Source organism: Nucisporomicrobium flavum (assembly GCF_016464385.1).
In the GTDB taxonomy this organism is placed as follows: domain Bacteria; phylum Actinomycetota; class Actinomycetes; order Mycobacteriales; family Micromonosporaceae; genus Actinoplanes; species Actinoplanes flavus_A.
The window spans coordinates 214,098-229,549 of the sequence record NZ_JADMLH010000014.1 but is presented as its reverse complement, the minus strand read 5'-3'; the positions used below and the strand labels follow the sequence as shown (position 1 = coordinate 229,549).

Annotated in this window: 12 protein-coding genes; 9 read left to right on the top strand and 3 right to left on the bottom strand. The window is 72.6% G+C overall.

Annotated elements, in window-relative coordinates:
• Positions 1-124, top strand: a 124-nt coding sequence (locus IT780_RS29425) for a sigma factor-like helix-turn-helix DNA-binding protein (protein WP_267910100.1), incomplete at its 5' end; no start/stop codon positions are given.
• 237 nt (positions 125-361) lie between these two features.
• A complete protein-coding gene (locus IT780_RS29420; protein WP_199515046.1) occupies positions 362-1,618 on the top strand; it encodes an alpha-amylase family protein in 1,257 nt (418 codons plus the stop codon).
• A 75-nt stretch (positions 1,619-1,693) separates the two neighbouring features.
• On the opposite strand, the gene IT780_RS29415 is transcribed toward IT780_RS29420, so the two are convergent.
• On the bottom strand, positions 1,694-2,527 hold the full coding sequence (locus IT780_RS29415) for an SDR family oxidoreductase (protein ID WP_199515045.1): 834 nt from the start codon (positions 2,525-2,527) through the stop codon (positions 1,694-1,696).
• 109 nt (positions 2,528-2,636) lie between these two features.
• Between IT780_RS29415 and IT780_RS29410 the strand changes: the two genes are divergently transcribed.
• Positions 2,637-3,239, top strand: a complete 603-nt coding sequence (locus tag IT780_RS29410) for a TetR/AcrR family transcriptional regulator (protein ID WP_199515044.1) — start codon at positions 2,637-2,639, stop codon at positions 3,237-3,239.
• Positions 3,240-3,243: 4 nt separating this feature from the next.
• Here IT780_RS29410 and IT780_RS29405 read toward each other — a convergent pair whose 3' ends face one another.
• Positions 3,244-5,112, bottom strand: a complete 1,869-nt coding sequence (locus tag IT780_RS29405) for a sulfatase-like hydrolase/transferase (RefSeq protein WP_307831446.1) — start codon at positions 5,110-5,112, stop codon at positions 3,244-3,246.
• 182 nt (positions 5,113-5,294) lie between these two features.
• Here IT780_RS29405 and IT780_RS29400 point away from each other — a divergent pair, with 182 nt between their 5' ends.
• The 6 genes from IT780_RS29400 to IT780_RS29375 all read left to right on the top strand — a co-directional run bounded on the left by IT780_RS29400 (position 5,295) and on the right by IT780_RS29375 (position 12,309).
• Positions 5,295-8,156, top strand: a complete 2,862-nt coding sequence (locus IT780_RS29400; RefSeq protein WP_199515043.1) for a GH92 family glycosyl hydrolase — start codon at positions 5,295-5,297, stop codon at positions 8,154-8,156.
• Positions 8,157-8,318: 162 nt separating this feature from the next.
• A complete protein-coding gene (locus tag IT780_RS29395) occupies positions 8,319-8,996 on the top strand; it encodes a DedA family protein (protein ID WP_199515042.1) in 678 nt (225 codons plus the stop codon).
• Positions 8,997-9,041: 45 nt separating this feature from the next.
• Positions 9,042-9,488, top strand: a complete 447-nt coding sequence (locus tag IT780_RS29390) for a hypothetical protein (RefSeq protein ID WP_199515041.1) — start codon at positions 9,042-9,044, stop codon at positions 9,486-9,488.
• A gap of 131 nt (positions 9,489-9,619) precedes the next feature.
• Positions 9,620-10,450: an SDR family NAD(P)-dependent oxidoreductase gene (locus IT780_RS29385; RefSeq protein WP_199515040.1), complete on the top strand. Its 831-nt coding sequence runs from the start codon at positions 9,620-9,622 to the stop codon at positions 10,448-10,450.
• A gap of 66 nt (positions 10,451-10,516) precedes the next feature.
• On the top strand, positions 10,517-11,476 hold the full coding sequence (locus IT780_RS29380) for an ATP-binding cassette domain-containing protein (protein WP_199515039.1): 960 nt from the start codon (positions 10,517-10,519) through the stop codon (positions 11,474-11,476).
• A complete protein-coding gene (locus IT780_RS29375; protein WP_307831445.1) occupies positions 11,473-12,309 on the top strand; it encodes an ABC transporter permease in 837 nt (278 codons plus the stop codon). The genes IT780_RS29380 and IT780_RS29375 overlap by 4 nt, the downstream gene beginning before the upstream one ends.
• Here the strand turns inward: IT780_RS29375 and IT780_RS29370 are convergent.
• Positions 12,302-15,448 (bottom strand): ATP-binding protein, encoded by a 3,147-nt coding sequence (locus IT780_RS29370; protein ID WP_199515038.1) that lies wholly within the window; start codon positions 15,446-15,448, stop codon positions 12,302-12,304. The two genes, IT780_RS29375 and IT780_RS29370, sit on opposite strands and share 8 nt — an antisense overlap.
• Positions 15,449-15,452 lie beyond the last annotated feature (4 nt).

Here is a 15,452-nt window from a genome sequence, read left to right as displayed (position 1 = left end):
CTACGGCAACCTGACCCAGTCGCAGATCGCCGAGCAGATCGGCATCTCCCAGATGCACGTCAGCCGCCTGCTCACCAAGGCCCTGACCAAGCTGCGCACCCAGCTCGCCGCCGAGACCCTCTGACCCTCGCACCACCAGGAAACGCCGGCCCGGTTCGGGCCGGCGTTTCGCCATGTCCGGGACGCCCGGGTTCAGGCCTGCGCCTCGCCGCGTCCGACTGGGCCTGAGCCTCGCCGCGTCCAGGCAGCCCTGCGCCTCGCCACGTCCAGGCAGCCCTGCGCCTCGCCACGTCCAGGCAGCCCTGCCTCGCCCGGCTCGGGCCGGCGCCTCGCCGTGGCCGGGCGGCCGTAGAGTGGCCCGATGAATGAGGCCTCGTGGGTTCAGCACGCCGTGTGGTGGCAGGTGTATCCGCTCGGCTTCGCCGGCGCGTACCCGGAGCACGACAACGGCGGGCTGCGGCGCCTCGACGCGTGGCTGGACTACGTAATTGAGCTGGGCGCCTCCGGGCTGATGCTCGGGCCGGTCTTCGCGTCCGAGACCCACGGGTACGACACCGTCGACCACTTCCGCATCGACCCCCGGCTGGGCGACGACGGCGACTTCGACGCGCTGGTCGCCGCCGCCCACGGGCGCGGGCTGCGGGTGCTGCTCGACGGGGTCTTCAACCATGTCGGCCGCGGCCACCCCGCCTTCCAGGACGTGCTCACCCGTGGCCGGGAGGCGCCGACCGCCGGGTGGTTCCGGCTGACCTGGCGGGAGGGGCGCAGCGAACCGGACTACGCGACCTTCGAGGGGCACGGCGCGCTGGTCGCCCTCAACCATCTCGAACCGGCCGTCGCCGACTACGTCGCCGACGTGATGATCCATTGGCTGCGGCGCGGCGCGGACGGATGGCGCCTGGATGCCGCGTACGCCGTCCCGGCCGCGTTCTGGGCGCGGGTGCTGCCCCGGGTACGGGCCGAGTTCCCGGAGGCGTACTTCGTCGGGGAGGTGATCCACGGCGACTACCAGGACGTCGTGTCGCGCTCCACGATGGACTCGGTCACCCAGTACGAGCTGTGGAAGGCCATTTGGAGCGCGCTGGAGTCGCGGAACTTCTTCGAGCTCAGCTGGGCCATGGAACGCCACAACGACTTCCTCGCCGCCTTCGTGCCGCAGACGTTCACCGGCAACCACGACGTCACGCGGCTCGCCAGCCGGCTCAGCGACGAGCGCGACATCCCGCTCGCCGTCGCCGTCCTGATGACCGTCGGCGGCACGCCCAGCATCTATTCCGGCGACGAGCAGGGCTTCCGCGGCGTGAAGGAGGATCGGGCGGGCGGCGACGACGCGGTCCGGCCGCCGTTCCCCGAGAAGCCGGCGGACCTGGCACCGTTCGGCCGCCCGCTCTACCACGTACACCAGGAACTGGTCGCCCTTCGCCGCCGCAACCCGTGGCTGCACCGCGCGCGGACCACGACGCTGCATCTGACGAACGAGCAGTTCGTCTACGAGGCGGCGGCCGACGGCAACCGGCTCGTCATGGCCCTGAACGTGGGCAACGAGCCCGCCGAGGTGCCGGCCCCGGGCGGCGGCACCGCCACCCTCGAACCGCACACCTGGCGTGTGCTGACCTGACAGCAGTGGGCGAGTCCCGACCCGGACGGCACGGGCGAGTCCCGACCCGGACGGCGTGATTGTCCCGGCGCGGCTTCAGCGGAAGTCGTCGGCGTGGTCGCGCGCCCATTCGGCGAAGGTCAGGGCCGGCCGGCCGAGGAGCTCCGGCACGGCGTCGGTGGCCACCTCGGGCGGCAGCTGATGCACGCTGCCGCCGGACTGGATCAGGAGCTCGACCAGCGGGCCGGGAAGCTGGGTCATCAGGTCGGCGCGGTACGTGTCGACGTCCACCTCCTGCAGGACCACCGGCTCCCCCAGCGCCTCGGCGATCGCGGCGACTTGATCCCGAATGGTCACCGGACCCGCTCCGAGCACCGGATAGGCGGCGTCAGCGGTGTCGTTCAGCAACGCTCGCGCCGCCACGGCGGCGATGTCGCGCTCGTGGACCGGCGCGGTCGTCGCATCCGGGAACGCGGTGCGCAGCACGCGGTCGGTGCGGATGGACTGCCAGCGCAACGAGTTCGTGGCGAAGTAGCCGGGGCGCACGAAGGTCCGGGTGAGACGGGCACCGGCCAGCTCCCGCTCCGCCGCGAGGTGGCGCCGCCCGATCGGGTTGGCCTCGGCGTCCGCAGCCATCACCGTGTAGGACGACAGCAGGACCACATGCTCGACCCCGGCCCGCTCGGCCGCCGCCGCGAACTCCGCCGCGGTCTCCGGATGGGCGTACAGAAACACCTTCTGCACGCCGGCGAGAGCCGCCGGCCACGTCGACGGATCGGTCAGGTCGGCCCGCACCGCGTCGACGCCGGGCGGGAAGTCGCCCGGCTGCGGGGAGCGAGCGGACGCGCGGACCGGGGCCCCGGCGGCCAACAACTCGCCGAGGACCGCGGCGCCCACCTGCCCACGTGAACCGGTCACCAAGATCGCCACGTCTGACCCCCATTCGCTGGAACGGGTTACAGAGTACATAATCTGAAACCTGTCACCAAGTCGCCCAGTACGCTCGGAAAATGCTCGCCTCGCCGAACCGCGCCGCCTGATGCGGGCGCGTGAACCGCTGGACGCCGAAGCGATCCTGTCCGCCACCGAGGACGTGTTGCGCCGCCACGGGCCGGCCAAGGCAACCGTGGTGGACGTGGGCAGAGCGCTCGGCGTCAGCCACGCCGCCGTCTACAAGCACTTCCCGTCCAAGACGGCACTGCGCGAGGCCGTCTCCCGGCGCTGGCTGAACCGTGACCGGGACACCTTGGCGGCCATCGCGCGCGACACGGAGATCCCGCCGCCGCAGCGGCTGCGCCGCTGGCTCGCCGCCCTCCTGGTCGCGAAGCGGGCCAAGGCCCACGACGATCCGGAACTGTTCGCCGCCTACAAGGCCCTGGTCACCGAGGACAGCGCCGCGGCGGTCGACCACGTGGCGGACCTGCTGGGGCAGCTGGAGACCATCCTCACCGACGGCATGACCGACGGCTCGTTGCAGCGGGCCGACCCGGCCGAGACCGCCCGGGCCGTCTTCACCGCCACCACCCGGTTCCACCACCCCGGCCTGGCCGGCGCCTGGACGGAACCGGGCATCGACCACGAACTGCAGGTCGTCTGCACCCTGCTGCTGGACGGCCTGCGAGCGGCCCGGCCGACGGCCTGAGGCGTCAGCGGCGCGGCGGCGACATCGCCCGCGCGACCTCGCCCGAGGGGCCGTACGCGGTCAGGAACTTGTCGCGGAACTGGTTCATCGGGAACGCCGGGACGCTCGCGGCGGGACGCAGCCCGTCGGTCCAGCCCCAGTCGGCGATCTTGTCCAGCACGGCCGGGTCCTTGGCGACGATCGTGATCGGCACGTCGTGGCTGGCGGTCTCGCCGACCACGATCGGCGCGGGCTGGTGGTCGCCGAGAAACACCATGACCGTGTCGTCGTCGCCGAACTTCTCCAGGTACGAGATCAGCGTCGAGAGCGTGTACTGGATCGAGCGGGCGTACTCGTGCCTGACCTTCGCCGGGTCCTTCCAGACCGAGCCGGGCTTCTTGGCGCGCGCGTGGATCTGCTCGTACACCGAGCCGTCGCCCACGTCGTTCCAGTCGATCATGCTGGGGATCGGCACCCACGGGGTGTGGCTCGAGACCAGCGGCATCTCGACGAACAGAGGCGAGTGCGCCGGGCCGTGCACGTTCTTCTGAAGCCACGAGAGCGTGTACTGGTCGGGCTGCGGTCCCCAGCCGAAGCGCGGGCCGGCGTAACCCATGGTGCGGGAGTCGTAGACGCGGTTGTAGCCGTAGAAGTTGCCCTCCGGCCAGGCCCGGGTCGCGCCCGGCATGACGCTCATCGTGTCGAAGCCCGCCTTGCGGGTCAGGCTGGTCAGCGTCAGCCGCTCGCTCGAGGTGAGGTTGCGGTACCGCTGCTGGTTGTTGATCCACAGGCCGGAGAGCAGCGTGGAGTGGGCGAGCCAGCTGCCGCCGCCGAAGGTCGGAGAGGTCAGCCAGCCGCTCTTCGCGGTGTACCCGGCCTTGGCGAGCGTCGCGGTGCCCTCGTCGAGCACCTCCACCGTGCCGGCGTTGATCGCCGGGTCCTCGACCGCCGAGCGGCCGTAGCTCTCCACGAACGTCAGCAGCAGGTCCTTGCCACGCAGCGAGGTGAGCAGCTGGTCCCCCGGTACGTTCGCGAACGCGTCGATCTTGACCTCACGGGCGAAGTTCGCCTCGTCGCGCAGGCCGCCGCGGACCATGTGGGCGCGGTCCCAGGCGTACATGGCGCTGGCGCGGGCGGCCACCGGCATGTTGCCGAAGACCTGGACGCCCAGCACGAAGCAGGTCACCCATACCGCCGTTCCGGCCAGCGCCGTCCGCGCGGTCGCCGTACGGTGCTTCGCGGCCACGCGGGCGATGCGCAGCGCCGCCAGCGTCGTCAGGCTCATGATCGCCAGGACGAGGACGATCACGCCGATCAGCGCGCCGATGGCGCCCGCCTCGCCGGCCGAGTCCCGCAGGAACGCCTCGGCGTCGTCGAGCAGCACCCAGTCCAGGACCGGGTCGAACGGGCGGGCCAGTACCTGGTAGAAGCCCATGTCCAGGGACTTCTCCACCATCAGCAGGCCGAGGCCGGCGCCGAGCACGCCGGCGACGATCCGCTTCCAGCGGCCGGGCAGGACCAGGAGCAGGCCGAGCGCGAGGAAGCCCTCGATCGGGAGGCGGACGTACGTGCCGGGGCGTTCGAGCCGGTTGACGATGTTCGGCATGATCAGCCCGGCGAAGATCAACACGATCGCGCCGGCGGTGAGGGCGCGCCCGGCGACCCGGCGCAGACGACTCGGCTCGGCGGCAGCGGCGGCCGGCTCGGCGGCAGCGGCGGCCGGCTCGGCGGTCGGCGGCTCGGCGGCGGAGGACGTCGGCTCAGCGGCGGCGGTGGCCGGCTCGGCGACGGCGGCCGGTTCGGGGGACGTCGGCTCGGCGGGGGCCTCCGGGGAGGTGGGCGTGGCCGACCGGCGCAGGCGGGTGGCCAGCACTTCCCGCAGGGAGACAGACAAGACGGGGTCCTCCTCGTGGCGAACGTTCCAGGAGGAGGAACGGATCTCACCGGGCGACAGTTCAACCACGGACCGAGTTCACCGGGTGTACACCTCGGCGCGGGTGGTTGACACATCGGATCGAGTCGATGGAGGCTGACCTCCGACATGGTCTGACATCGATGTCATCAGGGGGACCCCGCATGCTCGGACTCCGTACCGTCGCCGCCCTCGCCGGGGTGGCGCTGACCGTTCCGATCGGCGCGGCCGCGCAGGCCGCCGCGCCCCTACCGCCCTTGGTCGCGGAGCCGGCGTCGTACGTCAACCCGTTCATCGGCAGCACGAACCTCGGCAACACGTACCCGGGCGCGGTCACGCCGTTCGGCATGCTGGCGTGGAGCCCGCAGACCTCGCGCGGCAACCAGCTGTCGACGCCCGCACCGGGCGGCTACCAGTACACGGCGACGCGCATCCGGGGCCTGAGCCTGACGCACCTCAGCGGCGTCGGTTGCTCGGGCGCCAACGGGGACATCCCGATCATGCCGCACGTCGGTGAGGTGGCCGGGTCGCCGACCGCGGACGCCACCGACGCGGTCTACGCCAGCACGTTCTCGCACGCCAACGAGGCCGCCAAGCCGGGCTGGTACAAGGTCGGGCTGGACAGCGGCGCCGGGGCGGAACTGACCGCGACGCCGCGTACGGGATTCGGGAAGTTCACGTTCCCCGCCGACAAGGCGGCCAGCCTGCTGTTCCGCACCTCGCTGTCGGAGACCGGCAGCGAAGACGCGACGGTCCACATCGACCCGGCGACACAGACGGTCACCGGCTCGGTGAGCGCGGGCAACTTCTGCGGCCCGCAGAGCACCAACAACTCGCACGCCTACTACACGCTGCACTTCGTCGCGAAACTGGACAAGCCGTTCGCTGCCACGGGTACGTGGAAGGACACCACGCTGACCCCCGGCGGCACGGACGCCCAGGGCGGCAGCGGATACAGCTCGACCGGCCGGCCGAACGCCGGCAAGGGCTCGGGCGGGTACGTGACCTTCGCCCCCGGCACCACCAGCGTGGGCATGCGCGTGGCGATCTCGTACGTGAGCCTCGACGGCGCGCAGAAGAACCTCGCCGCGGAGTCGCCGGAGCGGCTGAGCTTCGCCGCGATCCAGGCCGGCGCGCGGGCCGCGTGGTCGCAGCGGCTGAAGAAGATCGGCATCGGCGGCGGCACCGAGGACCAGAAGACGACCTTCTACACGGCGCTGTACCACTCGATGCTCGAGCCGACGCTGACCAGTGACGTCGACGGCCGCTACTACGGCGCCGACGACGAAATCCACACGTTGTCCACAGGACAGAAGGCGCAATACGGGACGTTCTCCGGCTGGGACGTGTACCGGGCGCAGGTGCAGTTGCTCGCCCTGCTCGACCAGAAGATGGCGAGCGACTACGCGCAGAGCCTCTTCAACTACGCCACCCAGCGCGACGGCGAGTGGGACCGGTGGCTGCTGCAGCACGGCAAGACCGCGGTCATGTCAGGCGACCCGGCGGCGGCAGCCGTCGCCGGCATGCACGCCTTCGGCGCCCGCGACTTCGACGTCAAGGGCGCGTTCGACTCGCTCGTGCACGCGGCCACCGTGCCGACGGCCAACGACTCCAGCGACGCCGGCTGCAACGTCGAGTGCGTGGGCCAGCGCCCGGCCCTCGACAAGTACCTGAAGCTCGGCTACGTGCCGGCCGACGACTGCCACTGCTGGGGCGGCGCGGCGGAGACGCTGGAGGACGCGGCGGCCGACTACGGCATCGCGGAGCTCGCCAAGGCGCTCGGCGACGACGAGAAGCACGCGGAGTTCCTGGACCGGTCGCACAACTGGCGCAACGTCTTCGACCCGCAGGCCAAGGCCGACCCGGGGCTCGAGCACAACATCCGGGAGCGGATCACCGAGATCCAGGCCAGCGCCGAGAACGCCCCGTTCGAGGGCAAGGCGCAGGCGTTCGACGGCGACAAGGGCACCAAGTGGCTCACGTTCGCCACCACCGGCTGGATCCAGGCGAAGCTCGGCTCGCCGCTGACCGTGAACCGGTACGCCCTCACCTCCGCCAACGACGTCCCCGAGCGCGACCCGAAGGACTGGGAGCTGCAGGGCTCCGCCGACGGCAGCACGTGGACGACGGTCGACTCCCGGTCCGGCGAGAGCTTCGACAAGCGCGGGCAGACCAAGGAGTACGAGGTCAGCGACCCGAAGCCGTACGCGTACTACCGCCTGAACGTGACCGCGAACGGCGGCGCGCCGATCGTGCAGCTCGCCGAGCTGGAGCTGGCCGACCCGGCCGTACCGACCCCGGTGCCCGCCGACGGAGCGGCCGTGGGCTGGATGCGGGACCGCTACAGCGACGGCACCTGGGCCGAGGGCTTCAGCCCGTCCACCGGCACCGGTTTCGTCGAGGGCAGCAGCGCCCAGTACACCTGGATGGTGTACTCCGACGTGGTGACGCTCGCCGAGAAGATGGGCGGCACCGCCACGGCCATCGAGCGGCTGGACGGCTTCTTCCGCAAGCCCGACGGCACGTTCGACCTGAGCGCCACGAGCGGCACGAAGTTCGACGCGACCAACGAGCCGGACATCCAGACGCCGTACCTCTACAACTACTTCGGGGCGGCGTACAAGACGCAGGAGACGGTCCGGGCGATCATCGACGGGAAGTGGAGCAACGGCACCGGCGGCATCCCGGGCAACGACGACGCCGGCACGATGAGCGCCTGGTACGTCTTCTCCGCCCTGGGCCTCTACCCGACCGTGCCGACCCGCGCGGAACTGGCCCTGACCAGCCCGCTCTTCCCCCGCGCGGTGGTGCACCTGGGCAGCGGCGCGGATCTGACGATCGAAGCGCCGCGTACCGACGCCAAGGCGATCTACGTCCAGAAACTCACCGTCGACGGCAAGGCGACCACCAAGGGCTGGCTTCCGGCCTCGGCGGTCACCAAGGGCGGCAAGCTCAGTTACACCCTGAGTACGACCCCGAGCCGTACGTGGGGCAGCGGCCCGGGCGACGTGCCACCGCAGAACTAACCTTCGTTGCATAGCGGTTGCTATCACCGCGTAAGCACGACATCGGGTGCCCCGGCGAGGGATCGTCGGGGCACACCCGTGTTTGGCCGCCCGCCCGGCGGATACCGTGTCAGGCCACAGGGGCCGCCGCCCCACACCGATGACGGGAGCGCTTGAGGACCCATGCCGCCCACCGACGACCTGCCGAGCTTCCTGCACGGGGTGGCCCCGATCCTGGACAACTGGGGATATCTGGCGGTGGCCGGGGTCATCGGGGTGGAGAGCTTCGGCGTGCCGGCGCCCGGCCAGACGATCATGGTCGCCGCGGCGATCTACTCCAGCTGGGGGCGGCTCGACATCTTCGCCGTGGCGGCGGTCTCCTTCGTCGCGGCGGTGCTCGGCGACAACGTCGGCTACTGGATCGGCGTGCGCGGCGGCCGCAAGGCGGTGCACCGGTTCGGCCGGTACATCTTCATCACGCCCGAGCGGCTCGAACGGGCCGAGAAGTTCTTCGCCCGGCGCGGCAACCGGGTCGTCCTGGTCGCCCGGTTCATCGACGGGCTGCGGCAGCTCAACGGCGTGATCGCGGGGATCACCGCGATGCCGTGGCGCACGTTCCTGCTGTACAACGCGATCGGGGCCGCGCTCTGGGTGGGCTGGTGGACCACGGTGGCGTACCTGCTCGGCACCCACCTCGTCGACATCATCGACCACGCCCACAAGTACAAGTGGTGGGCGCTCGCCGCGATCGTGCTGGCCATCGGGGCGTACGCCGCCCTGCACATGCGCCACATCCGCCGGCGCCGCGCCCGGGCCGCGGCCGCCGACGACGAGACGGTGGAAGTCGACTCGCAGGCTTGACCGTCACCCGTCCGGGTACCGCTGGGGAAGGACCGGATGGGAGTGATGACCGTGACCGCAACCGACCAGACACTCGACCGCCGCCGGGACCGGGCCGGTGCCGCCGGCGCCGCCGCCGAACGGGCCGAGGCGACCGTGACCGACCTCGACAACCAGCTCAGGACGATCGCCGACCTGACGACGCAACAGCAGCAGTCGCTGCGCAACGCCGTCGACGAGGCGGCCCGCCTGAAGCGGTCACTGAAGGCCGCCCGGCAGCGGCGGGCCGAGCTGCTCAAGGCACGCAAGAAGGCCGCGGCGAAGGCCGGCAAGGCGCGCGACAAGGCCCGGGCCGCCGAGGCGAAGTACGACAAGCAGCTCCTGGCCGACATGATCCGCCGCGAGAAGGAACGCGACCGGGCCGCGTCGACCCCGGACCCGCAGCCGGAAACCGAGACCGCGAGCACCGCGACGGCCCGGAAGACTGCCGCGCGCAAGACCGCGCGATCCTGAGCTTTCTCCAGGTACGCGTCGCCGAGGCGGGACAACCGCAGCACCGGCGCGCCGCCCTCATGGGACGGCCAGCGCGACCGGTACGCGTCACATGTGGCGTGGTTCGGCGCCTCAGCGGTGATAATCGATCGATGGAAAGATTCGCGTTCGCGGGGCGTACGTGCGTGATCACCGGCGCGGCGAGCGGCATCGGCGCCGCGCTCGCGCTCGACCTCGCGAAGCGCCGGTCGGTGCTCGTGCTGGTCGACCGGGACGCCGACGGGCTGGCCCGGGTCGCCGAGACCGCCCGGCAGATCGGCGCGGCCGAGGTGGACACGTACGTGATCGATCTCGCCGACGGCGGCGACCGCGCCGACCTGGCCGCCGAGGTGGCCGCCCGGCACGGCGGCGCGGACCTGCTGGTCAACAACGCCGGCGTCGCGCTGAGCGGCACGTTCGAGCAGAACAGCCTCAAGGACTTCGACTGGCTGATGGAGATCAACCTGCACGCGGTCGTCCGGATGACCAAGGCGTTCCTGCCCCAGCTGCTGAGCCGTCCCGGTTCGCACGTCGTGAACATCTCCAGCCTGTTCGGGCTGATAGCGCCGCCGGCCCAGGTCGCGTACGCGACGAGCAAGTACGGCGTCCGCGGCTTCTCCGAGGCGCTGCGGCACGAGCTGGCCGGCCGGGTCGGCGTGACCGTGGTGCACCCCGGCGGCGTACGCACCAACATCGCCCGTAACGCGCGGCTGAGCGGGCCGGACGTGGACGGCCGGCAGGCGGCGCAGATCGAGCGGTTCACCGAGAAGGCGCTGACCCTGCCGCCGGAGGAGGCGGCGCGGCAGATCGTCGCGGCCGTCCAGTCACGCAAGCCCCGGCTGGTGATCACCCGGGTGGCGAAGCTCGCCGACCTGCTGGCCCGCGTCGCGCCGGGACGCTACTGGAACGTCATCGAGCGGCAGATCCGCGACCGGGGTCTGTAGCCGCCTGTCAGGCCGTGTCGGCACGATGTCGGCGCCGTGTCAGCGGCGCCGCGCACGCTGGGCGGCATGACAGCAGACCTGATCATCGAGGCCGAGGGCCTCGTCAAGCACTTCGGCAGGACGAAGGCGCTGCAGGGCGTCGACCTCGCCGTACCGCGCGGCACGGTGCTGGGGGTGCTGGGGCCCAACGGCGCCGGCAAGACCACCGCCGTACGGATCCTCTCCACGCTCCTCACCCCGGACGGCGGCTCGGCGCGGATCGCCGGCCACGACGTCGTCCGCGACGCCGAGCGGGTCCGCCAGTCGATCGGCCTGACCGGCCAGTACGCCTCCGTCGACGAGGACCTGACCGGCCGGCAGAACCTGGAGCTCTTCGGCACGCTGCTCGACCTCGGCCGGGCCGGCGCGCGGCGGCGGGCCGCGGAGCTGCTCGAGTGGTTCGACCTCACCGACGCCGCCGACCGGATGGCGAAGACGTACTCGGGCGGCATGCGCCGGCGCCTCGACCTGGCGGCGAGCCTGGTCGGCTCCCCCGCCGTGATCTTCCTGGACGAACCCACCACGGGCCTCGACCCCGCCAAGCGCGAGGACATGTGGGACGTCGTCCGCACGCTGGTGGCCGGCGGCGCGACGGTGCTGCTCACCACGCAGTACCTGGAGGAGGCCGACGCGCTGGCCGACGAGATCACCGTGATCGACCACGGCCGGGTCATCGCCCACGACACCCCGGACGGGCTCAAGCGGGTGGTCGGCGGCCAGACCCTGGAGGTACGCCCGGCCGACCTGACCGACCTGGGGCGCACCGCGGCGATCCTGTCCGAGGTGTCGACGGGCGCGGCGGCCGACGAGATCCGCAAGGGCGTCCTCGCCGTCCCGGTGGCCGGTGACGCGGCGCTGACCGAGGCGGTCGCACGGCTGGCCGGCGCCGGTGTCGCCGTCACCGAACTGTCCCTGCACCTGCCCAGCCTCGACGAAGTCTTCTTCACGCTGACCGGCGCACCCCAGAAGGAAGAGGTTCCCGCATGACCACCACGCTCGCCGCCAAGCCGTCCCGTTCCAACCCGGTCATGCCGGCCGAGGCCGTACCACGCAAGCGCCCGCTGAGGTTGTTGCGGCATTCCCTGGCCCTGACCAAACGCAGCCTGATCAAGACCGCGCGGACGCCCGAGGCGCTCATCGACGTGACCCTGCAGCCGGCGCTGTTCCTGGTCATCTTCGTGTACATCTTCGGCGGCGCGGTCGCCGGCTCCACCCACGACTACCTGCAGTTCCTGCTGCCCGGCATCCTGGCGCAGACCATCGCCACCGGCTGCATCGCGATCGGCGTCAACCTCAACACCGACCTGCAGAAGGGCATCTTCGACCGGTTCCGGTCGCTGCCGGTGCCCCGCTCGGCGCCGCTGGTCGGCGCGGTGCTCGGCGACATCGTCCGCTACGTGATCGTCACCGGGGTGACCCTGGCGATCGGGTACGTGATGGGCTTCCGGATCACCACCGACCCGTTGAGCGCGCTCGCCGGATGCCTGCTCGCCGTGCTGTTCGCGCTGTGCCTGAGCTGGCTGCCGGTCTTCGTCGCGATGAACGTACGGACCCCCGGCGCGGTGCAGGGCCTGATGTTCGCGCTGATCATGCCGCTGAGCTTCGCATCCAACGTCTTCGTCGGCACCGAGACGCTGCCCGGCTGGATGCAGGGTTTCGTGGACGTCAACCCGTTGACGCACCTGGTCGGCGCGACCCGCGGGCTGTTCCTCGGTACGCCGATCGGCAACCACATCTGGTGGACGCTCGCCTGGTGCGCCGGGTTCGTCGTGGTGTTCATGCCGCTGGCGCTGCGGGCGTACCGGCGGAAGGCTAGTTGAGCAGGCGCGCCATGAGCTCGTGGATGCGCGCGACGGTCGCCGTCACCTGCTCATCGGCGTGCGCGGCCAGCAACGCCTTGCGGTGGTCCTCGTCCCCGAGGGCCACCGCGAGCCGTCCGGTGTCCCCGGACGGGAACATCATCCGGTCGTAGGCGCCGATCCGGCGGGCCGCCGCCCAGAGCTCCCCCGCACCGTCCACATCCCCGCGGTACGCGGCCAGCGCGGCGCCGCCCAGCGCCCACCCACCCGCGAACTGGGCGTCCTGCAACGGCAGCCCTTCGTCCCGGACCTGAGCGAGCAGCGCCGCCGCCCGCGCGTCGGCCCCCTCGACCGGCCGCTCAGCGGCGACCGTCACGTACAGGGCCGCCACGGTGACCTCGAACAGGACCCGCAGCTGCGGCACCGGCTGGGTGAACTGGCCGAGCGTGCGCATCACCGCGTCGGCGCACCTCAGCGTCTCGTCGTGGTCGCGCCGCTGCCACGCCAGGTGGGCGAGGCTCAGGTACGCCTGCGCGACCTGCTCCGGCTCGGCGTGGCCCGACGTCGCCGTCTCGTGCAACCGGCGTTCCGCCTCGGCATCGCCGGCCGCGGCGAGTTGCCCGTCCAGCACCACGCGGATCGACCGGGCGTCCTGCGCGGCTCCCAGCATCTCCATGTGCTCCACGCCGCGCCGGAGCCACTGCACCGACTCCTCTTGCTGAGGGGTCATGGACTGCCCGATCGCCCCGGCCGACATCGCCATGCCCCAGTGGTCGCCGACCGCCTCGAAGCGGGCGTACGCGGCCTTGGCGTCGTTGAGCGACTCCTCGGGCATGCCGCCGTTCTCGCGCAGCACCGCCCGCATGAACAGCGCCAGCGCCTGCACGTACGGGTCGGCGTGCCCGATCAGCTCCTCGGCGCCCCGCAGTGCGTCCTGCGATTCGAACCGGTCGAGCCGGGGAAGCTGCGCCGCCAGCGCGAGGTAGCGCGGCGAGATCTCGGCGGACCGCTCGGCGACGACCCGGCGCAGGGCGCGGCGGGCCAGCACGGCGACCCGGACCGGGCCGGTGATGCCGGCGTTGATGCCGAGCATGAGGCAGAGGGCGGCCAGCCGGTCGGCGTTCGGGAGCGCCCTGCCGTCCGCGTGTCCGCCGGCCACGGCCGAGCGCATCCGCGCCACCGGGTCGTCGGTGTGCAGCAGCGTCCGCCCCCAGCCGGAGACCTCGACGTGCAGGCCACGCACCTGCCAGAGGTAGAAGATCGAGGCGCTGACGTCCACCGCGGCGGCCTCGTCGTCGCGGTCCACCGCCCAGCGCAGCGCCGCGACGAGGTTCTCCTGCTCGCGGGCCGTCGCGGCGAGGACGTCGAGCTGCCGCGGCCCGATCTGCTCGGCCGCCAGCTCCACCGAGCGGTTCCGGGCCCACGCGACCAGGCCGGCCATCGCCTCGGCGCGGTCGCCGAGCCGGGCCTCGCCGTACTCGCGGACGGTCTCGAGCATGCGATAGCGCGGCGGGCCGCCCTCGCCGTCCTCGAGCGTGAGCAGGGACTGCTCGACCAGGACGGCCAGGCCGCGGCGGACGTCGGGCACCTCGGCGACCGCAGCTGCCGTGTCAGCGGTGAACGAGGCCGGGATCACCGCCAGCCGCTGCATCAGCTCCTGGTCGGCGGGCTTGAGCAGCTCCCTGCTCCAGTCGACCATCGCCCACAGGCTCGCGTGCCGCTCGGGCAGGCCGCGCAGCGCGTCGTCCAGCAGGGTGAACCGGTCGTCCAGCCCGGTCAGCACGTCGTCGACGGGCATGTGCCGCAGCTTGGCGGCGGCCAGCTCGAGGGCGAGCGGCAGGTTGTCGAGACGATGGCACAGGGCGAGCGCCTGCGCGTCGTCCCAGGTGGACACGGCGCCGCCGGCCCGGGCCCGGCTCTCCAGCAGGCGGATCGCCTCGCCGTCGGGCAGCGTCCGCAGCCGGTGCACCGCCTCCCCGGCCAGCCCGAGCGGCGCCCGGCTCGTGGCCAGCACCGTCAGCTCCGGTGCGGCGACCGCGAGCAGGTCGGCGACGGCCGCCGCGGCCGCGTCCAGGACGTGCTCGCAGTTGTCCAGCACGACGAGCCCGTCGAGCTCCGGCGCGGCCACGCGCAGCCGGTCCTCCGGGCTCAGCACCCGCCGCTCGAGGGTCAGCGCCGGGGCGGGCACGGCCGTCTCCGCCCCGCCGAGCGCGGCGACCACCGCGGGCAGCACCTCGCCCGGCGCCCGGATGCCGGCGAGCTCGATGACGCGGACCGGGCCGGACGCCCGGCGGGCCACCTCGGCCGCGAGCCGGGTCTTGCCGGCCCCGCCGGTCGCCACGATCGTCACGAGCGGTGCCTCGGCCAGCGCCGCCTCCACCGCCGCCACGTCGCCGTCGCGGCCCACCAGCGGGGTGCCGGGCCGCTGCCAGGAACGCGGCATCGCGGCCCGGGACGGGGGACGGGACTGCGCCGCGGGCCTGAGCTCGCCGCGCAGCAGCGCGAGGTGCACGTCGGCGATCACCGGGGACGGATCGGTGCCGTACCGGTCGGCCAGCTCGCGGCGCAGCTCGTCGACCACCGCGAGCGCCTCGGCGTCCCGGCCCTGCGCCGCCAGCACCCGCACCAGCAGCGCGGTGGCGGGCTCGTCCGGCGGCGTACGCCCGGCCAGCAGCCGCAGGTCCGCTTCCTCGTACGGCCCCCCGCCGGCCAGCGCCGCCTCGGACCGCAACGCCGCGACGTCGCTGAACAGCCGGGCGGCCTCCACGCCGGTGAGCTCGGGCACCTCGGGGAAGAACGCGCGGGCCTCCTCGGCGGCCCGGCGCGCGTCGGCCACCGCACCGGCACCGAGGGCGGCGCGGCCCCGGTCCACCAGCGCGCGAGCGGCGACGACGTCGGTCTCGACCTGGTCGGCGGGCACCCGGTAGCCGCCCGCCACGGCCACGACCGGCAGGCCGAGGCGGCGTACCCGGGAGACCAGCGCCTGCACCGCACCGGCGGCGTCCTCGGGCGGGTCGCCGTCCCAGACCGCGTCGACGAGCGCGGCCGCCGAGACCGCACGGCCCCGGGCGGCGGCGAGCTCGCGGATCACCGCGGCGAGGCGCTCACCGCGCACCGGCCGGCCGTCGACGGCCAGCGGGCCGAGCGTCGTGATCCGCACCGGC